The organism is Providencia sp. UF-224 (genome assembly GCF_058245955.1).
Genome location: NZ_JBSICC010000008.1, coordinates 123732 through 149851, shown reverse-complemented (window position 1 = coordinate 149851; position 26120 = coordinate 123732). Strand labels below are relative to the sequence as shown.

Annotated in this window: 23 protein-coding genes, 1 tRNA gene and 2 pseudogenes; 13 read left to right on the top strand and 13 right to left on the bottom strand. The window is 42.8% G+C overall.

All coding sequences use genetic code 11. From position 1 onward, the window contains the following. Nucleotides 1-82: 82 nt before the first annotated feature. Together rsmJ and prlC are read right to left on the bottom strand one after the other, a co-directional pair. Nucleotides 83-853, bottom strand: coding sequence for a 16S rRNA (guanine(1516)-N(2))-methyltransferase RsmJ (rsmJ, locus tag AC4IFO_RS10255; RefSeq protein ID WP_490734041.1), 771 nt, complete (start codon nt 851-853; stop codon nt 83-85). Beyond that, a complete protein-coding gene (prlC, locus tag AC4IFO_RS10250) occupies nt 846-2888 on the bottom strand; it encodes an oligopeptidase A (protein WP_490734037.1) in 2043 nt (680 codons plus the stop codon). The genes rsmJ and prlC overlap by 8 nt, the downstream gene beginning before the upstream one ends. Before the next feature lie 310 nt (nt 2889-3198). Here prlC and AC4IFO_RS10245 point away from each other — a divergent pair. From AC4IFO_RS10245 to AC4IFO_RS10215, 7 genes and pseudogenes are all read left to right on the top strand, one after another. Next, nucleotides 3199-3293, top strand: a tRNA-Sec gene (locus tag AC4IFO_RS10245). 164 nt (nt 3294-3457) lie between these two features. Continuing rightward, nucleotides 3458-3641, top strand: a pseudogene (locus AC4IFO_RS10240) (Arm DNA-binding domain-containing protein); the annotation flags it as partial. 99 nt (nt 3642-3740) lie between these two features. Then, nucleotides 3741-4022, top strand: a pseudogene (locus AC4IFO_RS10235) (DUF932 domain-containing protein); the annotation flags it as partial. 133 nt (nt 4023-4155) lie between these two features. Continuing rightward, nucleotides 4156-5199 carry a virulence RhuM family protein gene (locus AC4IFO_RS10230; protein WP_490734035.1) on the top strand — a complete coding sequence of 348 codons (1044 nt, stop codon included), beginning with the start codon at nt 4156-4158 and terminating at the stop codon, nt 5197-5199. 6 nt (nt 5200-5205) lie between these two features. Continuing rightward, nucleotides 5206-5556: a DUF7079 family protein gene (locus tag AC4IFO_RS10225; protein ID WP_490734033.1), complete on the top strand. Its 351-nt coding sequence runs from the start codon at nt 5206-5208 to the stop codon at nt 5554-5556. 49 nt (nt 5557-5605) lie between these two features. After that, nucleotides 5606-6013, top strand: coding sequence for a hypothetical protein (locus tag AC4IFO_RS10220; protein WP_490734031.1), 408 nt, complete (start codon nt 5606-5608; stop codon nt 6011-6013). Beyond that, on the top strand, nt 6003-6317 hold the full coding sequence (locus tag AC4IFO_RS10215; protein ID WP_490734029.1) for a hypothetical protein: 315 nt from the start codon (nt 6003-6005) through the stop codon (nt 6315-6317). The genes AC4IFO_RS10220 and AC4IFO_RS10215 overlap by 11 nt, the downstream gene beginning before the upstream one ends. A gap of 345 nt (nt 6318-6662) precedes the next feature. On the opposite strand, the gene AC4IFO_RS10210 is transcribed toward AC4IFO_RS10215, so the two are convergent. The 8 genes from AC4IFO_RS10210 to purB all read right to left on the bottom strand — a co-directional run bounded on the left by AC4IFO_RS10210 (nt 6663) and on the right by purB (nt 13940). Beyond that, entirely contained in the window at nt 6663-7025 is a 363-nt protein-coding gene (locus tag AC4IFO_RS10210; RefSeq protein ID WP_490734027.1) for a YibL family ribosome-associated protein, read from the bottom strand. A gap of 154 nt (nt 7026-7179) precedes the next feature. After that, complete coding sequence (locus tag AC4IFO_RS10205; RefSeq protein ID WP_490734025.1) at nt 7180-8514, bottom strand: MmgE/PrpD family protein; 1335 nt, start codon at nt 8512-8514, stop codon at nt 7180-7182. Beyond that, on the bottom strand, nt 8511-9674 hold the full coding sequence (locus AC4IFO_RS10200) for an amidohydrolase (protein ID WP_490734023.1): 1164 nt from the start codon (nt 9672-9674) through the stop codon (nt 8511-8513). Before AC4IFO_RS10200 ends, AC4IFO_RS10205 begins: the two co-directional genes overlap by 4 nt. Nucleotides 9675-9720: 46 nt before the next feature. Continuing rightward, nucleotides 9721-10488, bottom strand: a complete 768-nt coding sequence (locus AC4IFO_RS10195; protein ID WP_490734021.1) for an amino acid ABC transporter ATP-binding protein — start codon at nt 10486-10488, stop codon at nt 9721-9723. 3 nt (nt 10489-10491) lie between these two features. Further along, nucleotides 10492-11163, bottom strand: a complete 672-nt coding sequence (locus AC4IFO_RS10190; RefSeq protein ID WP_490734112.1) for an amino acid ABC transporter permease — start codon at nt 11161-11163, stop codon at nt 10492-10494. Between the two features lie 62 nt (nt 11164-11225). Next, nucleotides 11226-12026 (bottom strand): amino acid ABC transporter substrate-binding protein, encoded by an 801-nt coding sequence (locus tag AC4IFO_RS10185; RefSeq protein WP_490734019.1) that lies wholly within the window; start codon nt 12024-12026, stop codon nt 11226-11228. Next, entirely contained in the window at nt 12023-12562 is a 540-nt protein-coding gene (locus AC4IFO_RS10180) for a GNAT family N-acetyltransferase (protein WP_490734017.1), read from the bottom strand. The genes AC4IFO_RS10185 and AC4IFO_RS10180 overlap by 4 nt, the downstream gene beginning before the upstream one ends. 13 nt (nt 12563-12575) lie before the next feature. Next, a complete protein-coding gene (gene purB, locus AC4IFO_RS10175; protein WP_490734015.1) occupies nt 12576-13940 on the bottom strand; it encodes an adenylosuccinate lyase in 1365 nt (454 codons plus the stop codon). A gap of 500 nt (nt 13941-14440) precedes the next feature. On the opposite strand from purB, the gene AC4IFO_RS10170 reads away from it, so the two are divergent. From AC4IFO_RS10170 to AC4IFO_RS10150, 5 genes are all read left to right on the top strand, one after another. Continuing rightward, complete coding sequence (locus tag AC4IFO_RS10170; RefSeq protein ID WP_490734013.1) at nt 14441-16063, top strand: ABC transporter substrate-binding protein; 1623 nt, start codon at nt 14441-14443, stop codon at nt 16061-16063. Next, entirely contained in the window at nt 16041-16994 is a 954-nt protein-coding gene (locus AC4IFO_RS10165) for an ABC transporter permease (protein ID WP_490734110.1), read from the top strand. Before AC4IFO_RS10170 ends, AC4IFO_RS10165 begins: the two co-directional genes overlap by 23 nt. Nucleotides 16995-17053: 59 nt before the next feature. Further along, nucleotides 17054-17857, top strand: coding sequence for an ABC transporter permease (locus tag AC4IFO_RS10160; protein WP_490734108.1), 804 nt, complete (start codon nt 17054-17056; stop codon nt 17855-17857). Then, nucleotides 17857-19533, top strand: a complete 1677-nt coding sequence (locus AC4IFO_RS10155) for a dipeptide ABC transporter ATP-binding protein (protein ID WP_490734011.1) — start codon at nt 17857-17859, stop codon at nt 19531-19533. The genes AC4IFO_RS10160 and AC4IFO_RS10155 overlap by 1 nt, the downstream gene beginning before the upstream one ends. 150 nt (nt 19534-19683) lie before the next feature. Beyond that, nucleotides 19684-20691, top strand: a complete 1008-nt coding sequence (locus tag AC4IFO_RS10150) for a substrate-binding domain-containing protein (protein ID WP_490734009.1) — start codon at nt 19684-19686, stop codon at nt 20689-20691. A gap of 37 nt (nt 20692-20728) precedes the next feature. On the opposite strand, the gene AC4IFO_RS10145 is transcribed toward AC4IFO_RS10150, so the two are convergent. From AC4IFO_RS10145 to AC4IFO_RS10135, 3 genes are read right to left on the bottom strand one after another with little or no spacing between them, the layout of a single operon-like run. Then, nucleotides 20729-21655, bottom strand: a complete 927-nt coding sequence (locus tag AC4IFO_RS10145) for an N-acetylneuraminate lyase (protein ID WP_490734007.1) — start codon at nt 21653-21655, stop codon at nt 20729-20731. Further along, a complete protein-coding gene (locus tag AC4IFO_RS10140) occupies nt 21649-22476 on the bottom strand; it encodes an SDR family oxidoreductase (RefSeq protein WP_490734005.1) in 828 nt (275 codons plus the stop codon). Before AC4IFO_RS10140 ends, AC4IFO_RS10145 begins: the two co-directional genes overlap by 7 nt. Before the next feature lie 22 nt (nt 22477-22498). Continuing rightward, nucleotides 22499-24154: a signal transduction protein gene (locus AC4IFO_RS10135; protein ID WP_490734003.1), complete on the bottom strand. Its 1656-nt coding sequence runs from the start codon at nt 24152-24154 to the stop codon at nt 22499-22501. 505 nt (nt 24155-24659) lie between these two features. On the opposite strand from AC4IFO_RS10135, the gene AC4IFO_RS10130 reads away from it, so the two are divergent. Then, nucleotides 24660-26024: an MFS transporter gene (locus AC4IFO_RS10130; protein WP_490734001.1), complete on the top strand. Its 1365-nt coding sequence runs from the start codon at nt 24660-24662 to the stop codon at nt 26022-26024. Nucleotides 26025-26120 lie beyond the last annotated feature (96 nt).

Genomic DNA, 26120 nt, shown 5'->3' with positions numbered 1-26120 from the left:
TCCTCTGACAAAAAAACGTACGCGAAAGGGCGGCTGTAACATACTGATAATTCACCTGTACATACGCCCTTCGCCGTTACGTTTAATCGTTATTTTTAATGCACGGATAGATATCGAATCGATGGCTTTTTGTTGTGACCGCTGACGGCGCTTTTTGTCCCGCAAGGGGTTCTGCGTAATCAGGGCGTTTAACCACCACACGGCGTTTTGCCAAGGCAATCGCAGGCGCTAATAACGCATCCGCATCATCATCTGCTCCCACCAATGACTGAAACACCCGCATCTCTTTCTTTACTAATGCACTCTTTTGCCGATGTGGGTACATGGGGTCGAGGTAGATAACGTCTGGCGCAGGGGTTATGTCACACAGGGCGGTAATACTTGAGGCATGGATCAAAGACATACGTTCTTGCAGCCATAGGCCGATTTCGGCGTCCTGATAGCCACGTTGTAAGCCATCGTCTAGCAATGCAGCAACCACAGGATGGCGCTCTAACATCCGAACACGGCATCCCAGTGCGGCAAGCACAAAGGCATCGCGGCCTAATCCTGCGGTGGCATCAATCACATCGGGCAAATACTCTTTTTTGATCCCTACCGCTTTTGCTACCGCTTCACCACGCCCACCACCAAACTTGCGGCGATGCGCCATCGCACCCGAAACAAAATCGACAAAGATCCCACCGAGTTTGGGCTCATCAAGCTTGCGGAGCTGTAAATTTTCAGGGGTAAGCACCAGCGCCATTGTGGCATCTGGTGTATGGGAGAGCTGCCATTTTTCAGAAAGTTGAGAAAGGGTGCTTTGATCAGCACCCTCTTCACAGATCAACTGGATCTTAATGTGTTTAGCCATGAATACCGTAGCTCTTCAACATCGCATCAAGTTCTGGCTTACGACCACGGAAGCGCTCAAACAACGCCATTGGCTCTTCAGAACCGCCGCGACTTAAAATATTGTCGAGGAACGATTGGCCTGTTTGGCGGTTAAAAATACCTTCTTCACTAAAGCGCGAGTAAGCATCTGCCGCGAGGACATCAGCCCATAAATAGCTGTAGTAACCCGCTGCGTAGCCACCTGCAAAAATATGGCTAAAGGCATGTGGGAAGCGCGCCCATTTTGGTGATGGCACGACCGCAACTTTTTCTTTAATCGCATATAACGTTGGCATGACTTGCGCACCTTTTGCAGGGTCATACTCTGCGTGTAAGGTGAAATCAAACAGACCAAACTCTAGTTGGCGTAGGACAAACATTGCAGATTGGTAATTTTTCGCCGCTAACATGCTGCTTAACATTTCTGCGGGTAATGGTTCACCCGTTTCATAATGACCAGAAATAAATTCCAGTGCTTCAGGCTCCCAGCACCAGTTTTCCATAAACTGGCTTGGCAATTCGACAGCATCCCATGGCACACCGTTGATACCTGCGACATCAGCCACATCGATTTGCGTCAGCATATGGTGTAAGCCGTGACCAAACTCATGGAACAGGGTGATGACTTCATCATGAGTGAAGAGTGCGGGTTTATCGCCTAATGGCTGGTTAAAGTTACATGTCAGGTAAGCCACTGGATTTTGCAGTGAGCCATCTTTGTGCACCATGCGACCCACACAATCATCCATCCAAGCCCCACCACGTTTGTGTTCACGTGCATAGAGGTCAAGGTAGAAACTACCGCGTAGGGTATTTGTTTCGTCGTACAGCTCAAAGAAACGCACATCTTTATGCCATGTTTCGACGTCATTGCGTTCTTTGGCGGTTAAACCATAGATACGATGAACCACTTCGAACAAGCCATTCAAAACGCGTTGCTCAGGGAAATAAGGGCGCAATTGCTCATCACTGAGTGAGAATTTATGCTGTTTTTGTTTCTCGCTGTAATACGCTAAATCCCACGATTCTAAAGATTCAACGCCATAATGTTCTTTGGCGAAAGCGGTGAGTTCTGCCAGCTCATTTTTGCCTTGCTGGTGGGCGCGATCCGCTAAGTCATTGAGGAAGCCTAAAACTTGCTCTGGTGATTCTGCCATTTTTGTTGCTAGGGATTTATCTGCGTAGTTTTTGAAACCAAGCAACTGGGCAAGCTCGTGGCGCAATGCCATTAATTCATCGATAAGCTCGCTATTATCCCATTTACCCGCATTTGGCCCTTGGTCAGAGGCGCGAGTGCTGTATGCGTGGCTCATTTCACGGCGCAGCTCTGCGTTATCCGCATAGGTCATGACAGGCAGGTAGCTTGGCATATCGAGGGTTAAAAGGTAGCCTTCTTCGCCTTTGGCTTCTGCCATCGCTTTAGCGGCGGCAATTGCGCTTTCTGGCATACCTGCTAATTCTTTTTCATCTTTAATCAGCTTCGTCCACCCCATGGTGGCATCAAGTACGTTATTGCCAAATTTAGAAGCGATCTCCGACAAACGTGCAACGATTTCACCGTAACGTTGCTGTTTTTCGACAGGCAAACCAATACCGGATAATTCGAAATCACGTAAGGTATTTTCGATAGATTTACGCTGTGATTGGCTGAGTGAATTAAATTCAGCACTTTCTTTTAACGATTTATACGCTTGGTATAAAGGTTCGTGTTGACCCATCCACGTACTGAATTCAGACAGCAGCGGTAAACATTGCTCATAGGCTTCGCGCAATTCAGGGCTATTTTTCACGGAATGCAGATGGCTCACTGGAGACCAAACGCGAGACAGCTTATCACTGGCTTCTTCTAACGGCTGGCACAGGTTATCCCACGTATAGTGTTCGGTTGCATTCAGAAGGCTTTCAACCGTTTGGCGGTATTCGGTAAGCACGTGTTCGACAGCAGGAAAAACGTGTGCAGGTTCAATGCTAGAAAAACGGGGTAATGCAGAATCGGCTAATAATGAATTTGTCATAAAAACATCCTGTGATTGCAGGCTTGTGCTCGTAGGCCAAGGCTTACTGTGTTGACAATAAAAGTTAAACGGCGAACTTATACCCAAAACGATTCATGTTATAGGGTGATAAAACCAGCACACCATTATGAATATAAGAAAGTATATGGGGGCGGATATGAAAACCTCAATATCAAGATAACGATTTTTGTTATCAGTGCTTATCAATAAATGGGGTTTTTGTTGGCTTTTATCAATAAAGAGGATAGTTGTAGTTTCAATGCTTTGGAAAATAATGAATTCAGTCTATAATCACTTTCCAATCTATAGAGGAAGATCGTCGTCTCCGGTGAGGCGGCTGGATTTCAAATCCAGTTGGGGCTGCCAGCAGTCCCGGGCAGGTTCGACTCCTGTGATCTTCCGCCAAATGCTGTTTCTGAATTTCTCCTAAAATCCATATTTTCCTTTTAAATCAATAAGATTTATCTTTCTGTAGTCTGTCTGATTCTCCCCTTGTTTACTGGTTTCTACCCCTGTTTGGGGGCAAAATTGGGGGCATAATTTTCCCCTGTTTTTTGGATGCCCCCACAATGAAGCTCAAAGCCAGTCAGGTAGCGGCCTCAAGGCCAATGGTAACTCCCTATAAAATGGCAGATGGAGGGGGGGTTGTATCTCGAAGTTAACATTAACGGATCGAAGGCTTGGAGAATGAAGTACCGTTTTGGAGGAAAAGAGAAACGACTATCCTTTGGAATGTACCCGCTAGTTTCGCTCGTGGGCAGGATATTTATGGATTTGGGAAATTCCGGCTGAAGTGATGAAGGTGAAGCGACCACATGTTGTGCCATTATCTAAACAGGTGCATAGCCACCAATTCAGTATCGCTTTGGTGAGGAACATCAACCGATTACCGAGGAACAAGTATTACAACCGCGTCGCTGGGAGGATAAGAAAGATGATCTGTGGACGGTATATCAACGCTTGCAGGAGAATTTAATTAAAGGTGGGTTATCTGGCAAAAATGCGAAAGGCAAGCGTGCTCGTGCTCGTACTCGTTCGGTGAATGGTATTGATGGGGATATCAAATTGAATAAGGCGCTGTGGGTGATGACAGAAAGGATGTATGAACATTTTTCTGGAAGAGAAAGAATATAGGAATGATAGCACATTGTTTTTGCATAAAATAATGTGCTTTCTATCTATTCATTGATGGCCTTATTTTTTTGTTAAATATACTATATTGTTGTTCATAGTTTATGCATAACGTATAGAGAGTGGAGGCAATTTGATGAGTGAAAATCTTCCTGAAGCGCCACAGGGCGAATTTGTTTTGTTCCGCAGTGAAGATGGGCAAACTCACGTCGAATGCCGCTTTGAGTCTGATACTCTGTGGTTATCTCAGGCTGAGATTGCCAACCTTTATCAAGTAACTCCTCAAGCAATAACTCAGCATGTTAAAGCTATCTACGAAGAGGGTGAGCTTGTACAAAATTCAACTTGTAAGTCTTTCTTACAAGTTCGGCAGGAAGGTAATCGGCAGGTTAATCGCAATACACTGCATTACAACCTCTCAATGATCCTCGCCGTTGGTTACCGGGTCCGTTCTGTTCGTGGTACTCAGTTTCGTCAGTGGGCAACGCAAACGCTGGAGCAGTATCTGATCAAAGGGTTTGTGATGGACGATGAGCGGCTGAAAAACCCGCCTATCGGTCAGTCAGTCGTGCCGGATTACTTTGATGAGATGCTCGAACGCATCCGTGATATTCGTGCCAGTGAGCGGCGGGTGTATTTACGAGTGAAAGAGATCTTCACTATGGCGGCAGACTATGAACCTTCTAATAAAGAAACTACTCGTTTCTTCCAATCTATTCAAAACAAACTGCATTTTGCTTGTACGGGCATGACTGCGGCTGAGCTTATTGCCAGTCGCGCAGATGCCAGTCAACCAGATATGGGCTTAACGAGTTATAAATCCGATGAAGTTCGCAAAACAGACGTCACTATTGCAAAAAACTATCTACGTGAAAATGAACTCAAAGAATTAAACCGTATCGTCAATATGTGGCTAGATTTTGCCGAAGACCAAGCACTACGCCGTAAGCAGGTTTTCTTACAGGATTGGGATACTAAGCTGGATCAGTTTTTAAGTTTCAATGACCGTAACGTATTACAAGGCGCTGGTGGAATAAGTAAGAAAGCCGCTGACGAAAAGGCTAAAGCAGTGTTTGATATTTTTGCTCAAAAACGCCGTCGGTTAAAAGAAATCGAAGGGGCGAGGGTGAACATGGCGGCGCTGAAAGATTTGTTGAAAACCAGTAAGCAAAAGAAGTGATCTGCTGTGGATAGAACGTATACAGATAAAGACCTCTGTGCAGCGTTATCCGATATATTTGTGGATAATTGGGTGAATTTCGAATATATCGCCTCGATCGCAAAATATTTTCCCGTTGAGTATGTTCAAGTCATGTTGTGTCGGTATGTTGCTCCTATCTGCTCCTGCAATCTGTTATCCCCTGTACCTCCCGTATGGACTGCTTTTGATGCAGATGAATTATGGAGAGAAATTGGTATATTGAAAAAGAAAGAGCAAAGTGTATTTGGTAAATTTAAAAGCTATCTCTGTACGTTATATTTCAAAAATAGGCTTAAGCAAGAGTGGCAAGAATTAATGCGTTTTTTGCAAAATTAACGGATAGTTTTCCAACTCGATTAACTGGTTGAAAGAATAGGAACAGAACATGCAGTCAATACGACTCATGGGGAATGGTTATGAACCTCATGTTAAACGCTCTGGTTCTCATTTAACCTATTCACTGCCTGTCGACTCGGGTTTTGCCAGTTTCAGTTTTACGTTTGATATTTGCCAAAACGATCTGGATATTTTACTTTCTGATGATTACAGGCGTGCAGTCCTTGAAATCATAGCACATACATTGCTACAGCGTTCGACTATGGATGGAGAGCACCGTTTTACTCAAAGGGATTTCGATAGGCTTATTTCAGAGACGCTTTACTCTAAATTTGATCGTCTTCAGGTGTTTATTGAGCAAGTGACTCGGGAAAAGCACATTTCTATTGAGCATTATGTGCAAGAAATCATTAATCGACGCGCTAACCGCAACCGAAAAAAATTGAATGAAATATAAGATTATAAATAAAGATGAAATTATTGGCATCACTGAGTTAGAGATAAGTGATCCACCGATGGGGTTTGTGTTCGGAGCTTTAGAACCCACTCAGTTTTATACATTAGGTATCAATACAACTAATTGTAAAATATTCATTTCTGAGACTGATGAAGAAATTGCTTGTGAATTCATTGCAATCGAAGATTATTCAGAGGAATGGGGAGGGCAGTGTATAGAGGTGACCGTTTTAGTTGAGTCAGCTGAAGAATATGAGAAATTCTTTAAGCATCACCTAGACGCTTACGAAAAACAATTCATCTAAGCAACAGATAATAAACAACAGCAATCGACTTCAAAACTGCCAGCTTGTTCTGAGCCTAATTCGTATAGTGATAAACTGAATTTATCGTTCCGTTCCATCATTATTTATCTGCTCAATTTCTACTCAAAAAATAATCTGGGGGCATTAATGGGGGCACTGATATTTATCCAACTCAATAAACTCATTTAATATCAACGCTATTACCCATAAAGTACGACTCGACTCCTGTGATCGCCAGAGACATGGGAGATAATATTCTCTGGCGGTTCATAACAACGAAGAGCGTATTAAGAACCTTCCAGTATTCGTGGAGCATCACAAGTTTTAGTTGCGTTGATTTCCTTACTAGAAATCAGATTTACAAAAACCGGTCATTTCATCCAGTTCCATTTCGCGACCTAATGCCGTCATTGGGTGGACAATCACTAAACCGCGTACGGATTTCTTCAGTTTGCCAAGATCAGCTTGTTCTTTCTTAGTGATGGGGCGTTTGAATGGCATATCTACCAATTTTTGCGCTTCTTTGCTTAGCTTCTTGTTACGCAATGCTTTCAGACGAGCAATTTCAACTTCTAGCGTCGCTTTTTCTTTCTCAAGTTCTGCGTATTTTTCCGCTTCGTTCGTCAATTGCATGCTTGCCATTTGGTGACGAATAAGGTCTAAACGATCGCTGAGAAGTTTAATTTGTGTTTTTTCGATTTCTTTCATTATTAATTAACCGTGAGTAAAGTTCTTGTCGGCGAGTATACACCATTCTGTGTAAGAGGGTGAAAAGGGATAGGGGTTGGCCGCTGTTTCATCAAGTTATTATTAACGACATAAATAGGAAATAACCTCTATCAGCATTACTGATAGAGGAAAATTAATTCAAACTGTTAATGAGCTTATTTCTAATTGATAGCGTGCTTTGTGGGGTATTGAAAAGGCATAGCTCTAACCAGGCTTCAATTTCTTGATAGGTCGCGTTCGTCAGGCAGTTTTGCCACTTTTGTTTTAAATCAACGGGTAATTTGAGAAATTGCTGACGGTCTAAGCGATGGCTTAATTGAGTTGAACCTGCGAGAAACAATGTGACTTGGTGAAAACGTTTTTCGGGAGCAAGTACATCTGGCGGAACGCTTCTATCTGGATTGCGGTTAACCCGTTGAGCCAATGCCATAATTTGTGGGTCTAGCTCAGGTTGAGTGAAATCGCATAAATGTAAATCTCCCTTAATCAACATTGCGGCAATGATGTATTCAAGGCAAAAACGCGCTTCGATGCCATTTTCAGGCACTCTAATGTTGGCAGCAATATCTCCTCCCAATGGAAAAGCAATATCGATACGTTGAAGGTTATCAAGAAGCGCGATGAGTGGCTTTCCGCTGCTTAACCAGCGGTCACGTAAAACTTGGGTCACGGCGACAGCGGAGTGAGTACCTGCACACGTAGGATAAGGTTTAAATTCAAGGCCTGGAGACTCGATACGCCACGGTTTCCCCCAATCTTTAGTTAGAAGCTCAGGCGCCGCTTGCCGGTGGCTCATTGCATCTAGGAATGCCTCAATCACGCCATGGGGGCGAGATGAGAAACCGCTAGAGGCTAATTGGAATGACATTACGGCGGATTGTGCTGCCAGCCCAGCATGAAGAGGTTTTACCGCTGAACCAAATTGTGCGCGTAGTGCGGTTGATTGTGTTGCCGCAAGGCCAAGCGCGCAGGCCGTTGTGTTTAAATCAGCATCGAATAAGTAGCATAACGCGGCTGTGGCTGCGATTGCCCCTAAACTTCCTGTTGAATGAAAACCCAGTTGATAATGTTGGTTAGTGACTGCTAACCCTAATCTGCCAGCGACTTCGACCCCAACACAATAAGCGTTTAAAAATCGCACATTATCGATTTCGCCTTGAGCTGGTGCTAGGGCAAAAAGTGCAGGTAAAATAACCGTCGATGGATGACCGCGAAAATTCGCGTGAAAATCATCAAAATCAAGGGCATGCCCTGCATAGCCCAATAATAGCGCAATACTGCGCGGATCACGCTCAGGGTATAGGGCACTTAATTGTTGCCAACCCGCATCATTAATGTGGCCTTCTGTCACCGAGAGCGTGACAGCGAGGTAATCTTTAATGCCATTTTGTGCGGCTTGCTGTGCGCAAAGAGGCGGAGAAGCCTCAATAATTTTCTCCGCCAAAATAGTGGTTAGCTCGCTAATCATTGCACCTTTCCGCTGTATTTGTTTAGCGTGGTTTCAGCCAGTTGAGCGAGGTAACGGGCTGTTGGGTATAATGCTTTATCATCAACTCGGAATTTGGGGTGATGTAGGGCATATGGCCCCCCTGAACCGATCATCATAAAAGCCCCAGGTATTTTTTGCTGATAGAAGGCAAAGTCTTCACCAATTGGGCTGGCTTCGACTCGAATAGCCTCAAAACCCGATTTCTCAGCTTGGAGTAGCGCGAGATCCACCCATTCACCCGTGTTGACTACCGAAGGTGGACCTGGGTGCCATAACAGTTCTATTTGAGCATCAAAGGTGGTGGCGATCCCATCTAATATTTGACGTAAACGCTGCTCAATTTGTTCTCGAGTCGATTGTTTAAAGGTACGTACGGTACCTTCTAAGTAAGCGGTATCAGGGATGACATTCCATGTACTGCCACTGTGAACTTGTGTAATGGACACGACGGCGTTTTGATCAGAGGAAACATTTCTGCTGATAATTGATTGTGTTGCATTAATAATCTGAGCAATGATAATTAATGGGTCATTACCTTCATGAGGTTTAGCGGCATGGGCACCTTTTGCGGCGATTTTAATTTCAAAACGGTCAACTCCAGCGGTAAGAGCGCCTTCTTTACTTCCCACAACACCGACAGGCAACGTAGGGTCATTGTGAATACCAAATATCGCAAGGGCACCATCTAATGCACCTGTCGCGAGTAGCGCTGGCGCACCTTGGCCGGTTTCTTCCGCGGCTTGGAAGAGAACGCGTACAGTACCTTTTAAATTGGCGCTATTTTGTTGCAGTAAAATAGCCGCACCAAGCGCTGCTGATGCATGAAAATCATGGCCACAAGCGTGCATTACCCCTTTGTTTTGAGAGACAAAATCAACGCCAGATTCTTCTTCAATCGGTAGTGCATCAATATCGGAGCGTAATACGACTAACGGGCCGTCTTGTTGGCCTTTGATTTCTGCCACTAACCCAGTTGCGAGTGGAAGGGGTAAAATGGTGATCCCTGCTTCCGTTAAGGCATCACGAATACGCTGTGTTGTTTGATGTTCTTGATTCGATAATTCAGGAAAACGGTGCATTTCATGGCGAAATGCCTGAATTTTATCTGCAAGTGCTTGCTCGTGGTGGCTAATGTTCATTTAATTTCTCCCAATTGAGGTGCAGGTGCCTGTGGATATTTTTTGGTTATATATTGAATTCGTCGATTGGCTCTATATTGGTCAATTGACGTAAGAAGCGGCGCGTTTGTGGGTTTTCAGAGAAGCGAATAACTTGCTCAGCGGGGCCTTGTTCGACAATGTGCCCATCGGCCATAAAAATCACGCGGTCAGCCACTTCTTTTGCAAACTCCATTTCATGAGTCACGATCACCATGGTGGTTTTTTGTTGTGCAAGAGATTTAATCACCTGAAGAACCTCGAATACTCTTTCAGGGTCGAGAGCCGAGGTTGGCTCATCAAATAAAATGGCGAGTGGCTTGACGGCAAGTGCGCGAGCAATGCTCACCCGCTGTTGTTGCCCGCCAGATAAGGTGACGGGATACTTGTGGCTATGTTCTGCAAGACCCACTTTCTCCAACAGGGCTAAGCCAATTTTATCGGCTTCACTTTTGGCGATTTTTTTGACGGTAATTAACCCTTCTGTCACGTTTTCAAGGGCAGTCTTGTTTTTAAATAGGTTGTAATTTTGAAATACCATTGCTGTTTGACGTCGTAGGGCATAGGCTTCATTAACACTGTGCTTATGTGTGTCTAATTGGACATCGCCAATTTGTATGGTGCCGGACTCAGGGTGTTCCAACAAGTTTAGGCAGCGTAGTAATGTGGATTTTCCAGAGCCTGATGGACCGATAATAGCCACTACTTCCCCTTCTTCAATATCGAGGGAAATGTTATTTAAAACAGTATTTTCGCCGAAGCTTTTATTCAGTTGCGATACACGGATCATTATCATTCCTTAACGTTGTAATGATTGGCTTAAGCGTTTTTCTAACACCGTTTGAAGACGGCTATAGATAAGTACGGTGAGCCAGTAAATGAGCCCAACAACAATGAATGTTTCGAAGTAGCGTAATGATTCAGCAGCGATCATTTTACCTTCTGCAAACAGTTCTGTGACGCCAAGAGCAAAGGCGACTGAAGTGTCCTTTATCAATGAAATAAAGGTATTACCTGTAGCAGGGAGCGTGTTTAACATCGCTTGTGGCAAAATAATACGGCGGTAAATTTGGCGCTTTTGCATGCCAATAGATAAGCCTGCCTCCATTTGCCCAAAGTCGACCGAGGTTAATCCAGCACGATAGATTTCGGCCATATAGGCAGAATTTTTGAGGCTAAAGCCAATAATTGCCGCCGTGAACGCATCCATCCCACTAAAAATGGGAAAGGCTTGAGGTAAGCCGAAATAGATAATAAACAGTTGTACTAGCGTTGGAATTCCACGGAATAAGGACACGTATAAGTCCACGATTTTAACAACGGCTTTGATACCTGTAATCCGCAGTAGTGCGAGCGTCAACCCCAATGTCATCGCACAAGCCATTGAAACAATAGCAAGAAATAGCGTGACAGGTAGGTAGCTTAAAATTTGCGGAAAGATCCGCACAATATAGTCGAAATCTAAATTCATCATTCATGCCTTACAAATGTTTACCAGCCCGAGTCCTTAAGGCTGGTAAGAGCCTAGACTAATTAGTTGGCTTTTTTAGCGGTGATATCTTCACCAAAGTATTTTTCTGACAGCGCTTTTAAGCGTCCATCTTGGCGTAACACGTCTAATTCTTTATCAAATGCCGCTTTGAGCTCGTTGCCTTTTTCATCTTTCTGGAAAGGGAAACCGACAGCTTCAATCACTAAGGGTTCACCGACCAGTTTTAATGGCAGATTGTTCTCTTTGATTTCGGCTAATAGGATAGGACGCGAGTTAACATAAGCTTGAACACGGTTGTTAATCGCATCATTCATTGCGGCATCACGACTTTCATACGTGCGGATAGTGACACCATTGTCACCAAAGGCTTTTTTCAGGTTTACGAGGTGGTTAGAACCCAAAACCCCAGCGATTGTTTTTCCTTTTAAATCATCGACAGTATTGATGTTTTCGTTTGATTTATTGGTCACAAGCTGACTACCGTAGTAGCTATAAGGTGCCGTGAAATCATATTTTTCTTGTCGAGCGGGGGTGATTGACACCACGTTTGCGACAGTATCTAGCTTTTTCGCCTCAAGTTGCCCCATTAAGCCGCTAAAGTCAGAGGTGACCCAGACAATTTTATAATTGAGGTCTTTTGCGATGGTTTCTGCCAATTCAACGTCAAAGCCAGTGAGCTTGCCATCTTTTTTATAGGCACTTGGGAAACTGAGCCCAGTGGCACCAATACGCAGTTCTTGGCTGGATTGTGCCTCAGGTGCTTTTTCGGTTTTGTTATCACAAGCAGTCAGCAAAGTCGTTGCCGCGACGAGACCTGCGATCAGCGTAATGTATTTTTTCATCGTGTTTTCTCCGGTTGATTAGAAATTGCTAACCATTGTGTATAACGTTGTTGTTCAATGATTTTTTGCATAAAAATAGTTATGTGGCCTTTGCCTAAATCCCTTTTTTCAATGATTTGAAAGCCCAAAGATTGATAGTAATTGACTAGCCATGGGTGGCTCTCGGCGGTACCGAGTGAATAAGCCGGTGCCCGCAGCTGTTGCGATAAAATACTATCTTCAAACCACGCTAATATTTTTTTACCTAACTGCTGGCCTCGGTGTGTGGGTGCTGTCGCAAACCAGCCAATATGAGGTAGACCAAACGGGCCGGGTTGCTTGCCCCATGGGTAACGTAAAGTGACAGAAGCAATTAAAATACCGTCTTCAAACATCCCATAAACCGCGTGATTATTGAGGTGTTGAGTCATTGCTGCTAAGTCAGCGATTGCCGCATCAAAACGAATACCCAAATGCTTAATTTCTGCGTAAGCATGATGAAGTAGTTGGTAAAATACAGTTGCATCAGCAGCGAGTAATTGACGGTATTGGTACATAACGGCTTTGTCCTTATTCTGCGAATAAACCGAGTGCTTTCGCGTGGGCGATCACTTGGTCAACTTTTTGAGGTGCTGACCCTAAATAGTTAATTGGATCTAACCATGCGTCGAGTTCTTGCTCAGAAATTAATCCAGCTAATTGTTCATTGGCTTGCAAAACAGCTTTGAATGAACGTTGTTCCTCGTAGGATTGCATCGCACATTCATACACAATATGGTGCGCCGTTTGTTTGCCGATTTTGGTGCCTAATTCGAACATCACTTTTTCAGATAGTAACAAGCCGCCTTGTAGGTCAAGGTTACGGCGCATTTGTTTTTCGTTGACGGTGACGCCCTCGATAACAGCAATGGCATTTTTCAGCTGCGCTGACAGGTAAATACAAATCTCAGGTAACGCTATCCATTCTGCGCGCCAACTCATGGCGTCCCTTTCATGCTCAACATGCATGGATTCATAAATGAGGGAAACGCTCTTTAAAAGAGGATGGGTCAAACTTGCCAAACCCTCTAAAGCCGCAGGATTACGCTTATGAGGCATGGTTGTGGAACCAATTTTCCCCGCAGAGAATGGCTCTTCGATTTCATTAATTTCAGTGCGCATCAGGTTGTATAATTCGTTCCCGATTTTGCCGAGAGTGCCACTGATTAATGCACAAACAGAAGCGAATTCACTGAATCGATCTCGCGCAGATTGCCACCCGATAGTCGGGGTGCTTAACCCTAAAATATCCAATGTGCGTTTTTCGACAGCAGGCCCTTTGTCGCCAAATGCCGCGTAAGTACAGATAGCGCCACTGATATTTCCAGTTAATACCCGTGATTTAATTTCATTCAAGCGTTGGCTATGGCGCAAAAATTCATCTAACCAAACGGCGACTTTAAAACCAAAGGTCGTTGGAAGTGCTTGCATCCCATGCGTTCTGCCAACCATTGGTGTGTTTTGATAGCGTTTTGCACTATTTGCTAGTGCGATAACTAATGCTTTGGCATCACGCTCAATGATGTTAAATGCACTATTTAGCTGCAACATGGTGGCGGTATCCACGATATCTTGCGTGGTTGCACCATAATGAATGTACTCACCTGCTTCACCACATTGCTTTTGCAATGCTATCAAGGTTGGCATTAACGAATGCTTCATTTGCGCGCCTTGGCTCGCAATCTCTTCAATATTCAGTTTATCTGCATCTGCGTGCTGCTCGATATATTGTGCGGCTTGGGTTGGGATCAAACCTAGTTCACCTTCTGCTTTCGCGAGTGCTACTTCAACGGCAACTTGGCTTTTTAGTCGATTATGTTCCGACCAAACATGGCGCATTTCCTCTGTGCCAAAGTTATTACCAATTAATATAAAGTCGATAAGATGTGAGGCCATTTTGTTCTGCCTTATAACTGAATTTATTTAACAAGATGATTTTTTCATAAAATATCATTGCGGTTATAAAACGATAAGAATTAAAAAATATAAGTTATATTCAACAGGGGGTTATTAAATGCTTTCAGATATTGAAATGTTATTTTTTGAAACGTGATTTTTAGATAAATCTATTATTTATCATGGTGTAATGGTTTTTTTGGAGTGTTCAATAGTGTTTTTAACCAAAAACTATTTGATGAATGAAATACAAATTAACTCAATGATAAAATAGATATATAACTATTTTTATTTTCGTATAATTAATTATTATAAGTTTTAATTTCATTATTTTAGTGTATTAAATTCGTTATTGAATAAGTGAGGGTAAATATCTTCAAATTTCATCTTATAATTAAATTAAATAACTCAGTTTTTTTTATTCTTTCTCACTTTAAATCCCTCTTCATAGAGTAGAGCTAATGTAATTCGTGCAGCAATCATATGAAAAGGGATAAAGAATGAGTAAACGAGACATCTATTTTGAAAAGCCAAACGCCAGTATTTTAACGGCGGCGACCGTTGCGTTAAGTTTATTCGCGACATCCTCAAGCTTTGCTGCATCAGAAACACCTGTGAGTGGTGGAACATTAACGGTGGGGTTAGGTAGTGACACGCCGATTATAGACCCATCATTGACGGCGTATTCAGTTGCCGCTGTGGTATCGCGTAATGTGCTAGATTCATTAGTTGGGCAAGCGGAGGATAATCGCTTTACGCCATGGCTTGCTGAAAGTTGGGAAATTAATGATAACAATAAAGAGTATGTGTTCCATTTACGTAAAGACGTCACATTTAGTGATGGCACACCACTAAATGCGCAAGCAGTTAAATATAATTTTGAGCGGATCTTAGACCCTAAAACTATTTCTCATTATTCGAAATCACTATTAGGCCCGATTAAATCGATAACTACACCAGATGAGTACACCGTTGTTATTCGCTATGAAGAATCATTTGCACCGTTACTGCAAGGTTTGAGCTTGCCTTATCTGGGTATTCAATCACCCACCTATTTGAAAAATACCCCAAATACTAGCTTCACGTTAGTGGGCTCTGGGCCATTTCTTTTAGATTCATTTGTTAAGGGAAGTGGCAGCAAGTTAACCAAGCGCGCTGACTATAATTGGGGGCCTGGTTATGCAAACCATACAGGCCCTGCGTATTTAGATCATATCGAGTTTAAATATTTACCTGAAGCATCTGTTCGTTTAGGGGCATTAAATAGTGGGCAAATTCAAGCAATTGATGCCGTTCCGCCAGTAAATTTCAAGCAAGTAAAAAGCAACCCTAAATTGAATGTGATCACTCATGAAAACCCAGGCGTTAACCGCGTATTGTATTTGAATACTGGGAAAGGTGTCTTTTCAGATGTGAAATTGCGTAAGGCTTTCCAAAGTGCGGTTGACCCAGCTGTCGCGGTGAATGCTGCTTTCTTCGGTTCACTACGTGCCGCCGATAATGTGTTGGGGCCCGCCACGCTGTATTACGACCCATCAGTGCGTAATTTATGGGGCTATGACCTAGAAAAAGCTGGGCGTTTGTTGGATGAAGCGGGTTGGAATCAGCGAGATAAAGACGGATACCGAACAAAAGATGGCCAGCAATTGCTTGTTCGCTTTACTTATGTTCCAACTAACGTCGAAGCCGCAGATGTCACTTTGTTCCAAGCTGTTCAGCAGCAAGTCAAAAAAGCGGGCTTTAACCTCCAGTTTGACCCTGTGGATGCAGGTGTATTTGATGAGCGAACCGCTTCAAGTAGCTATGATATCGCATCAAATTTCTTTGTTCGTCCTGAGCCTGACATTTTACGTACCGTGTTTCATTCTGCGTTTACGCCACCACAAGGCAATAACCACGCTCGTGTGAATACCTTAGATAAGCAATTGTCAGAGGCGGTAGGGACGAATGATAAAGAGCGTGAGCGCTTATATCATGAAATCCAGCAGCAAATTATTGATCAGGCTTATGTTGTACCACTTTACATCCCAGCGTATCAGTTGGGCGTATCTAAACAAGTCCAAGGTATTAACTGGGCGACTAATGCGAAACCGAATTTCTATGATGCTTGGATTAAACCGTAATTTCCGGTTATTTAGCCATCGCATATTGATGATCGTTGCCGTGCTTTGGGGGGCGGCAACCCTCTCATTTACGGTGGTAAAATTTATACCGGGCGACCCCGTTAGCGTGATAACGGGCGGGGAAGGTGTGGTTGATGATGCTGTCAGGGCAGAGATTATTCAGCAATTTGGGCTGGATAAACCAGTGTGGCAGCAATACATCAATTACACAGGGCATGCATTGACGGGGGATTTAGGTCAAAGTTATCTGTATCGGCAACCTGTTATTTCTGTGATTGGCAATGGGCTAAAAGAGACCTTGCCTTTAGCGTTGGGCGGACTAGGTTTTGCGTTATTGGTTTCGATTATTAATGCCGTTCTAACTGCTGGGCGCCGACATCAAGCGAAAGACCTGATTGTTGGCTTAGAACTCATTTTACTGAGTACGCCGGTGTATTGGATTGGTATTTTACTGCTCAGTATTTTTAGTTTTTCATTGCAGTGGTTTCCTGTAACGGGAAATGATGGCGTGATGTCATTGGTATTACCTGTGATCACATTGAGTTTGCCGTTAATCGCGGTGTTAAGCCAGGTACTGCGTGATGGAATGGAAGAGGCATTAGCCCAACCTTTTGCCACGACAGTTAGGACGCGTGGAGTGAGTGAGCTTATGTTGCGAGCACGTCATATTTTGCGACACGCAGCATTAGCGATATCAACTTTAACAGGCACATTGTTAGCGTCAGTGTTGGGAGGCTCAGTATTAACGGAGACGGTTTTTGGCCGAGCAGGCATTGGTCAAATTATGTTAGGTGCGATTGAAAACCGGGATATGCCGTTGGTACTTGGGCTTGTTATGTTTTCTGCTTTTTTATTTGTAGTGATTAATTTATTGATTGATGGCCTTTATTTGTTAATCGACCCTCGCTTACGCAAACAGGAGGCTATCTGATGAGTAGTGACACATTTGGGATCAAGACAACACGACCGCAGGTGATCCCTCAGTTTGTGATGAAATATCATGGCTTATTTCTACCGAGTATGGTGCTGGCGGTGTTGTTGCTCGCGATGTTTTTCCCTGCTTGGTTTACGCACTATGCGCCAGATGAGGTAGATTTAACGGCAATCTTGCAGCCCCCAAGTACAGATCATTGGTTTGGGACAGACCAACTTGGAAGAGATGTATATACACGGGTGGTTTATGGTACTTCGTTATCACTGAGTATCGGTTTAGGAGCGACTCTAATTGCATGTTTAGGCGGGATATTATTAGGAAATGCGGCAGTATTAGCCCCTCGATTTATTCGCACACCACTCGTGCGTTTGCTCGATATCATGTTGGCTTTTCCGGATTTATTGCTTGCGCTATTAGTCATAGCCGTTTTAGGTCGCGGGCCTGAGAATACATTACTGGCGGTCGGGGTTGCAGCGATCGCTGGGTATGCGCGCCTAGTCCGTTCACAAGTGTTATTGGTTAAATCATCAGGTTATGTTGAACATGCGATTGCCCTTGGAACGCCATCGTGGCGCATTATTTTTCGACATATTATTCCCAATACACTACGCCCTTTACTCATCTTAGCTACTATTGGTGTTGGTCACGCGGTATTAGCTGCTTCTGCATTGAGTTTTTTAGGTTTGGGTGTCACTCCTCCAACCGCAGAATGGGGAGCTTTGCTTGCCGATGGTCGAAACTATTTAGACAGTGCGCCATGGATAAGCTTAATGCCTGCAACGGTGATTGCATTATCAGTGATCACGATTACATTGACGGGAAGACGCATACAGCGATTGATTGCACGAGGTGAATTTTAATGAACCCTAAAATAACAAAGCCTGGGCAACCTATTTTGCAGGTTGAAGACCTACATGTACGCTTTTTATCCCAAAATACGGATTTTCATGCTGTTGCTGGTGTGTCTTTTACATTGCATGCAGGTGAAATTATCGCATTAGTTGGGGAATCGGGTTCAGGAAAGTCCGTCACAGCACGCACTCTAGTTGGCCTCACGGGGGATAACGCAGAGGTATCAGCCAAACGCTTAGCGTTATTGAGCAAGGACTCAAAAGGGGTAAGTTATGACATTGATTTACGCCATCAAAGCCAATCTCAATGGCGAAAAATACGCGGAAGAGAAATTGGTTTTGTTTTGCAAGATGCTCTGACGTCTTTAGACCCACTGCGTAAAATAGGTCAAGAAATTGCGGAGCCATTGCTGGCTCACCGATTGGTTTCTCGCCGTGAAATTCCGCAAAAAGTAAATACGTTACTTAAGATGGTTGGAATACCTGACCCAGCTAATCGCTCACAAATGTACCCCCACGAATTATCGGGCGGATTGCGCCAAAGAGCGTTAATTGCGTCTGCATTGGCTGGTCAACCACGCGTATTAATTGCGGATGAGCCGACGACCGCGTTGGATGCCACTATCCAAAAGCAGATATTGGAAGAGTTCAAATCATTAGCGAACTTAGGGATTGGTATTTTACTCATTACACACGATTTATCAGTGGTTGCCGATATTGCCGATCGCGTGATTGTGATGCAGCACGGGCGGCCACGAGAAAGTGGGGATGTTCATCAAGTGCTTAAGTCTCCCAAAGACCCATATACAATAAAACTATTGTCATCTGTACCTACCCGACATTCACGAGGAACTTGGCTGACAGGGCGCGACCCTTTGGCAAATTGGTCAGTACCCGTGTCTCTATCGCCAGAAGACGCTGAGCCGGATACGGTGCTAGCTGTTGAGCAGGTTTCTCGTGCTTTTCGGTTGCCAAATGGACAGAAATTACAGGCGGTTGATAATATTTCGTTAACCCTGAAAAGGGGGGAAACTTTAGGTATTGTTGGTGAGTCTGGGTCAGGTAAAACGACACTAGGGAAGCTGATTTTAGCACTACAAACACCGGATGATGGCAATATTGAGTTGCTTAACCAGCCATGGAGCATGCTAAAAGAGCGTCAGCGCAGGGTTCTTCGTCCACGTATTCAAACAATAGTGCAAGACCCTTTAAGTTCTTTTGACCCACAACATACGGTTGAACAAGTCTTGTTGCAGCCGCTAGAGCTGCATTCCACTCTTTCCGCTGCGCAGAAACAACAGCGAATGCACGAGCTATTATCTTTAGTTTCGCTTGATAGTCATTTATTGAAACGTAGGCCAGCTTCGCTGTCTGGCGGGCAGCGGCAACGTATTTCGATTGCTCAAGCATTAGCCTGTGAACCCGATATTCTCGTTTGTGATGAGCCAGTATCCGCCCTTGATGTGACAACCCAGGCTCAAGTATTGGACTTATTATTTTCGTTACAGAAAAAACTGGGGCTAGCGATGGTGTTTATCTCCCATGATTTGGGTGTTGTACAGCATATTAGCCATCGTATTGTGATATTGAAGTCCGGAAAAGTTGTGGAAATGGGTAGTGTTGATCAGATTTTTACACAACCTAAGCACCCTTATACTCAGCTGTTATTATCTTCAGTATATTGAGTTGCTTTTCCTAAAGAAGAAAGCGTAAGTGAGAGTGATTTGCTCACTTGATTTTTTGTGCACTCAGCTTAACAGCCACATGCCTAGTCTGTATTGCTAACTCGAATTAGTTTATACTTAAGCTTATTGATAAATGATTATAGCGAACTTATGGCAAAAACTGTTGAGCAAATTGCGAACGACTTAAACCTTTCTGTGACAACGGTTCGGTTAGTTTTAAGTCAAAAAGCGGAGCAATACCGTATTAGCAAAGCGACCCAAGAACGGATCCAGTCTTATGTTGAAACTCATGGGCTGGTGGTTAACTATGCTGCGCGCAGTTTAAAATTAAACAAAACTGACACGCTTGCCCTTGTTGTTCCTCGTTTATCGAACTTATTTTTCTCAACCTTGGCAGAAAAGCTTGAGACGTGTTGCCAAACAGCAGGATATCAGCTGATCATTGCGTGTTCTTATAGTGACCCTAAGCATGAAAAAGAAGTTGTTCGCCGCTTATTAGAGCGCAATGTAGATGGGTTGTTTATTGTTCCTTCCTCTTTAGAAACTCAGCAACATCATCGAAAATTAGCCCGTAAGCGCCCCATTATATTTTTAGACCGAGATTTCGGCGAAATGGATGTCTCTTTGGTTTTAAGTGACAACTATAGCGGTAGTAAGACATTAGTACAGTCGATTAAAAAGACCGTTAATGTCGAACCATTATTTTTTATTGCAGGTGATACCCAACAGCCGTCAATTCAAAGTCGTTTGCAAGGTTATTTAAATGAAATGCCAGAGCGACAAAGCTGGGTTTTGACTGCACGCCATAATCGTAAGGAAGATGGGCAGAGCTTAATGCATGAATTCTTAAAGAAAAATAAGCAACCCCCCTCCGCTTTTATTACTTCGTCATTGCCTATCTTAGAAGGTACCTTGAGCGCGCTTCGTCAAGTTTATGGGTTTATTCCTCAGGAAATTCCGATAGGCACTTTTGATGAAAGTGACATGCTTGGTTTTTTACCAAATGCAGTTTGGTCTATGGGGCAGAATGAAGATGCGTGGGCACAACATGCTTTTCATCTAATGCAAAATAAGCTCCAAGGTGATAAGACAAATGTGAAAATAACGGTGCCAATGACGTTAATTTATCGGCCGTTATCAGTCGCTAGGGATATATAAGAAAGAATGAGCCCTGAGAATAAGGGCTCATTATTCATTAAATGAAGGTGCGTGCCGCGTGGATATATCCTTGTAAACGGGAATGAAGGCAGTCAAGTGCTTGCTTTTGTTCTGCATTCAAGGGAATAAATGGTTCTCTTACAGGGCCTAAATAGGTGACATCTAATCCTGCCAAGTATTTTGTTGATTGAAAAATACCGTTATTGACCATAGTTTCAACAACATCATTGATTTGATGTTGCAGTTTTTGTGCAGTGATAAAATCCCCTTTTGCAAAACAATGGCGAACCGCGAGAAAGAGCTCAGGTTGAATATTCACGGTTGTTCCCACGGTTGCCGTGGTTCCTGCCGCTAAACTGGAAAGAAAAATTTCATCAAAGCCATTAAAGAAAACTTTTTCAGGGTGTTTATCTACCATACGCTCTAAAGCGTAAAGGTTGTGAGAGGTATGTTTCACTCCCAGTGTTTGTTCATTGCTGAATAACGTCTTCGCTGTTTCGAGATCTAACTCTACCCCTGTAAATTGAGGAATGTTATACAAAATAACAGGCAGTGATGTTTCATCTAAAATACGTTGGTAATAGCGAATGATAGCTTCATTACTGTATTTATAATAGTAAGGGGGAACTAAAGAAACAGCGCTCGCACCCACACTTTCTGCGTGTTTTGCTAATTCGACGGCATCCTGAGTTCTTGGTGCGCCAATGTGGCTAATTACAGGCACCTTTCCTTCACTGCTATTGATAATAGTTTCTAGAACTTGTTTTCGTTCATCTAAATGTAAAAGAGGTCCTTCACCAGATGATCCGCAACAATAAAATCCTTCAACACCACGTGCGATCTGGTGCCTCACCAGCGTTTCTAATGCTGCTGTATTGATATCTTCATTGTCATGCATTGGAGTCACAATAGCCGACATAATCCCACGAAATTTAGCCCATTTATCTTGTTGTTGATTTACCATGCTGTCCAACCTCCATCAATGACAAGGTTCGCACCTGTCATATAACAAGATGCGTTTGAAAGCATAAAGACAATAGCGCCATTAAATTCATCAGGATTAGCCATACGGCCAATTGGAATGCGGTCAGTATAATTTTTTTGAAAGCGAGGGTCTTGATCCTGTCGAGCAACACCAGAGAGCGTTAACGTATTCACTCGAATACCTTCTTTTCCCCAATAAGTTGCACAGTAACGAGTAAAATTATAGATACCCGATTTTGCAGCTGCATAGGCAACAGGCTTAATAAAAGGAATGCCAGTATCTTCTTTTTTATAGCTATAGATATCTTGAACAGGTGACACAACACCATAAATCGAGCCAATATTGACAATAGAACCCGTTTTTTTCGCTTTCCTCATGCGTTTTCCAACTTGTTGGGTCATTAAAAAAGTGCCAACTAGGTTTACATCAACCACTTCACGGAAAACGTCTTCTGGGAAATCTTCAAATGGTCCAGAGACTTCAGGCGGTGCGCTTGGTTGAGTATCGATACCCGCGTTATTCACTAAACCATCGGGTGTTCCCCATAAAGATTCAATTTGATCTAATACACGATTAATACTTATTTTATCAGTAATATTAACTTCATAACATGCGATGCGAGGGGAGTCTTGCAATGAACCTAATACTTGAGCCAAACGTGCTTGTGTAACGTGGGTCGCTAATACCGCAACATTAGCGCCACGTTCATGAAGGGTCTTGACGTACTGCGCACCAAGTTGCCCTAATCCACCAGTGACAATAATAGTTTTATCTTGTAGCGAAAAAAGTGGGTCAGTCATAACGAGTTCCTTATTCTTTTATTTATTGATGGATAAAATATTGACGAGCATCCCCTGCAATCAACACGTGAATATTTTGCGTCATCGCTTGTGCGGCAAAGGCTTGGACTACATTGCCTAATATATCTTCATCAACATAGGCAATCGATAGGTGGTTACTTTGATGTCCCGCCATTAATGAATCACGAGAGATGCCATCAAGTACAGCATTTAATAATGGCCACTCATAGTTTGTTGCTCGGCGGCGGCGCTCAAATTCAGCATCAGGAAGCTCAACTGCGGTACCTGTTCCAATATGCATAACGACTTGGAGCCCTTCATAATGTGCCCTAGCCCAGATGAAGCGACCTTTTTTTCCTTGCCCTGCGATTGTTGAGCCTCCAAAAGGAAAAAACATTGGCGGTTGGCGATAACCTGTTGCCCCAGCAATACCACCTTTTAGGTGTGCAAACGGAACCGCGCCTGAAATTTCAAAATCCCAGTAAAACGTACCGTCATACTCACTTCCCCAACGAATATCATGTAACGTTGTTTCACTGGGGATATTTAATGATTGTAATAGCTTAGCCATGATGACTTGTGGGATAGCACTACCCATATCAACTTCATTAATACAGGTGATAGGTAAGTTTGGAGCAATAATTTCGCCGTTTTCATCGGGTATAGGAAAGCGAGCTGAATTGCCGATAGCGCCTTCTGCAAAGTCTGAAGCAGCACAACTGTCCTTCAAGCCTTGTTGGTATTGCACCCCAACGGCACTTAAACCAAACCTTTTCGTGAATCGAGCCATCGCAATCATCATGGCACATTGCTCTAATACTTGCTCACGGGTTAATTCATTGCTGTGGTTTGTACCAAACTTAAATGTCATTCCTTGAGACTGATACCATGTTAAGCAATCTTCTCGTAGGGATTGCGGTACTTTTTGCATTTCAATTAATAAGGCGGATTGAGATAAGGATTCAATTGGCATCCCTATATCAATCATTGATTTTTGTGGAAAAACACCATTAATCATCCCCATGCAAAAGCTATCAAATAACCCAATGATGGCTTTATCCCGCAACATGGCTTGTCCCATTTCACGACCAATCTTACCTTCAGGGGTTCCCATAACGGCATCAGTTGATTTTAGTGGGTATAAATAATCTAACTTATGATTGAGAAAGCCATCATCAAGCCACGTTTGCAGGCCTTTCATAAAAAAGTCATCAGTAAATGTATCTGACCATAACCGTGAATAATGGCAACCTAAGCTTGTTAAACAACCTGCCATACATAGCATACCAACCAGCCCAGGCCATGTGCCATCGAAGTTGGCTAACAATAAAATGGGACCGCGATGATGAGCTAATGAAGGGGCAATATGGTGTGAATATTGCCATGCTGTTAATAACACAATAACAGGAGCGTCAGGTGCTATTTGCGCAAAAATATCACTTCCTTCTCGCTGGTTACTGATGAACCCATGACCTCTCTCATTATCTACGGGGTGTGCCCGTTTGACTTGGTAACCAAGCTTGTTTAATGCATCTGCTAAACGTTGTTCATACAGAGCTTGAGTCGGCCAGCAGGTCACGTTCGCAGGTTCGCGTAAGTCAGCATTTGTCACCAATAATACTTCATTGGATTGAGTTGTTATTAGTTTTGGATGGGCTGGTGGGGTAAAAGTCAACATAGGAAGCTCTCCTGATGATAGATGCTGTGTTTCTAATTGTGCTAATTCGAGTTAGCAAGTTATTATTATTAGTTGTCTAACTCAATTCGTTTAAATCAAATATGTGACGGAACTCATGATTGGTTTTTTAATTTACTGTAATTAAAGGATTTGTTTTTTTCTTGAAAAGTATGAATTTGTTTTCTTTTTATAAATTGTTAATAATTTGCGCCATTTGTTTTTATTATGTTGACTTTAATTATTAGGTTTAATTTGATTGTCTTCAGTTTTTTTTTCTTGAAATCAACAAAAATATAATGCCACATTAATAAATAAAATATTTTTTATATATTAATCATTATGATAAAAAAGTTTGAAAGATCGCCATCACAAAATTATCAATAATAACTTTGAGCAACCATATCCTTTGCTATTATCAGCTAACTCGAGTTAGCAAATTAATAAAATATTTACATAATATAACTAATGCAAGCATACAGATAATCACTATGTAGAGGATTTGAAAATGACACTACTAACACCCACAACGAGTACGGCTCAGGTACATGAAGAAAGTGAACAAGAAAAAAAGCAACAACGTAAGCTTGTTACCGTTCTTGGTTCAGGATTAGCAGGAACAACCATTGAATTTTATGATTTTTTTATTTATGGCACAGCGGCAGCATTAGTCTTTCCAACATTATTTTTCCCAAACTTATCGCCATTAATGGCATTGATCGTTTCATTTTTAACATTGTCGATTACCTTTGTGAGCCGCCCCATCGGTGCTATCGTTTTTGGTCACTATGGAGACAAAATTGGTCGTAAAAAATCGTTGGTGATTTCATTGATGATCATGGGGATATCCACTTTTTGTATTGGATTAATTCCTTCTTATGACTCAATAGGAAATGCAGCTCCGTTGCTCTTGATTTTTTTGCGTCTTTGCCAAGGTTTTGCCATCGGAGGTGAGTGGGGAGGCGCGACAACACTCATTACGGAATATGCACCGCGACATCGACGTGGTTTTTTTGGGACGTTTGTTCAGTTAGGAAATGTGTTAGGGTTATTTATTGCAACCGGTGTTTTCGCTTTAGTTGTCATGTTGCCTGAGGATGATTTAATGTCCTGGGGCTGGAGAATGCCTTTCTTAGTCAGCATCTTATTATTATTTATTGGGTTATATATCCGCTCAAATATTGAAGAAACCCCTGTTTTTAAAGAAAACCAACGTCAGCAAGAAGCTAGCCAAACGAAAGAACAGAAATATCCAGTATTAACGGTGTTAAAGCATTATCGTAAATCTGTATTTCTGGCTATGGGTATGCGCATGGGGGAAATTGTATTAGGGTGGTTAACCGTGGCATTTTTTATGTCTTACGTGACTCGTGAATTAGATTTCACGCGTGAAACAGCATTAAACGGTTTATTGCTAGCGAGTTTCTGTGGCATTTTTACCTTCCCATTTTTTGGTTGGTTATCGGATAAAATCGGTCGCCGGCCTGTTTATTTAGCGGGTGCTACAATTACTTTTATCTTTGCTTTTCCTTTATTTTGGATGATTGATAGCGGCTCCGTTAAAATGTTTATGTTCGCAACCTCTTTTTGCTACTCAGTTGGGTTAGGAATGATGTTTAGCGTACAACCTGCATTTTTCTCTGAACTATTCGATACAAAAGTTAGGTACACCGGTGTGTCTTTAGGTTTCCAACTCGCAAATATTGTCGGTGGGCTTACTCCTATGATTGGTACGCTTTTACTGGTGTGGTCGGGAGGGAATTCATGGCCTATCTCTGCATTTTTAGCTTGCATGGCCTTAGTCACAATTGCTTGTGTTTGTGTGACAAAAGAAACTTATAGCGATGATTTAACAGAAGAAATTAAAAATTAATATTAGAAATAGGTTAATTGTTTCATAAAAATAAACCCTAACGGCGTGGTAAATAGCTATTAGGGTTTATTGGTATCACTTGTTCAAATATTTAGC

What these genes read in the sequence shown, in the direction of transcription:
- rsmJ (WP_490734041.1), bottom strand. Translation starts at nt 853, where the DNA reads ATGGCTAAACACATTAAGATCCAGTTGATCTGTGAAGAGGGTGCTGAT.
- prlC (WP_490734037.1), bottom strand. Translation starts at nt 2,888, where the DNA reads ATGACAAATTCATTATTAGCCGATTCTGCATTACCCCGTTTTTCTAGC.
- AC4IFO_RS10230 (WP_490734035.1), top strand. Translation starts at nt 4,156, where the DNA reads ATGAGTGAAAATCTTCCTGAAGCGCCACAGGGCGAATTTGTTTTGTTC.
- AC4IFO_RS10220 (WP_490734031.1), top strand. Translation starts at nt 5,606, where the DNA reads ATGCAGTCAATACGACTCATGGGGAATGGTTATGAACCTCATGTTAAA.
- AC4IFO_RS10215 (WP_490734029.1), top strand. Translation starts at nt 6,003, where the DNA reads ATGAAATATAAGATTATAAATAAAGATGAAATTATTGGCATCACTGAG.
- AC4IFO_RS10210 (WP_490734027.1), bottom strand. Translation starts at nt 7,025, where the DNA reads ATGAAAGAAATCGAAAAAACACAAATTAAACTTCTCAGCGATCGTTTA.
- AC4IFO_RS10205 (WP_490734025.1), bottom strand. Translation starts at nt 8,514, where the DNA reads ATGATTAGCGAGCTAACCACTATTTTGGCGGAGAAAATTATTGAGGCT.
- AC4IFO_RS10200 (WP_490734023.1), bottom strand. Translation starts at nt 9,674, where the DNA reads ATGAACATTAGCCACCACGAGCAAGCACTTGCAGATAAAATTCAGGCA.
- AC4IFO_RS10195 (WP_490734021.1), bottom strand. Translation starts at nt 10,488, where the DNA reads ATGATAATGATCCGTGTATCGCAACTGAATAAAAGCTTCGGCGAAAAT.
- AC4IFO_RS10190 (WP_490734112.1), bottom strand. Translation starts at nt 11,163, where the DNA reads ATGAATTTAGATTTCGACTATATTGTGCGGATCTTTCCGCAAATTTTA.
- AC4IFO_RS10185 (WP_490734019.1), bottom strand. Translation starts at nt 12,026, where the DNA reads ATGAAAAAATACATTACGCTGATCGCAGGTCTCGTCGCGGCAACGACT.
- AC4IFO_RS10180 (WP_490734017.1), bottom strand. Translation starts at nt 12,562, where the DNA reads ATGTACCAATACCGTCAATTACTCGCTGCTGATGCAACTGTATTTTAC.
- purB (WP_490734015.1), bottom strand. Translation starts at nt 13,940, where the DNA reads ATGGCCTCACATCTTATCGACTTTATATTAATTGGTAATAACTTTGGC.
- AC4IFO_RS10170 (WP_490734013.1), top strand. Translation starts at nt 14,441, where the DNA reads ATGAGTAAACGAGACATCTATTTTGAAAAGCCAAACGCCAGTATTTTA.
- AC4IFO_RS10165 (WP_490734110.1), top strand. Translation starts at nt 16,041, where the DNA reads ATGATGCTTGGATTAAACCGTAATTTCCGGTTATTTAGCCATCGCATA.
- AC4IFO_RS10160 (WP_490734108.1), top strand. Translation starts at nt 17,054, where the DNA reads ATGAAATATCATGGCTTATTTCTACCGAGTATGGTGCTGGCGGTGTTG.
- AC4IFO_RS10155 (WP_490734011.1), top strand. Translation starts at nt 17,857, where the DNA reads ATGAACCCTAAAATAACAAAGCCTGGGCAACCTATTTTGCAGGTTGAA.
- AC4IFO_RS10150 (WP_490734009.1), top strand. Translation starts at nt 19,684, where the DNA reads ATGGCAAAAACTGTTGAGCAAATTGCGAACGACTTAAACCTTTCTGTG.
- AC4IFO_RS10145 (WP_490734007.1), bottom strand. Translation starts at nt 21,655, where the DNA reads ATGGTAAATCAACAACAAGATAAATGGGCTAAATTTCGTGGGATTATG.
- AC4IFO_RS10140 (WP_490734005.1), bottom strand. Translation starts at nt 22,476, where the DNA reads ATGACTGACCCACTTTTTTCGCTACAAGATAAAACTATTATTGTCACT.
- AC4IFO_RS10135 (WP_490734003.1), bottom strand. Translation starts at nt 24,154, where the DNA reads ATGTTGACTTTTACCCCACCAGCCCATCCAAAACTAATAACAACTCAA.
- AC4IFO_RS10130 (WP_490734001.1), top strand. Translation starts at nt 24,660, where the DNA reads ATGACACTACTAACACCCACAACGAGTACGGCTCAGGTACATGAAGAA.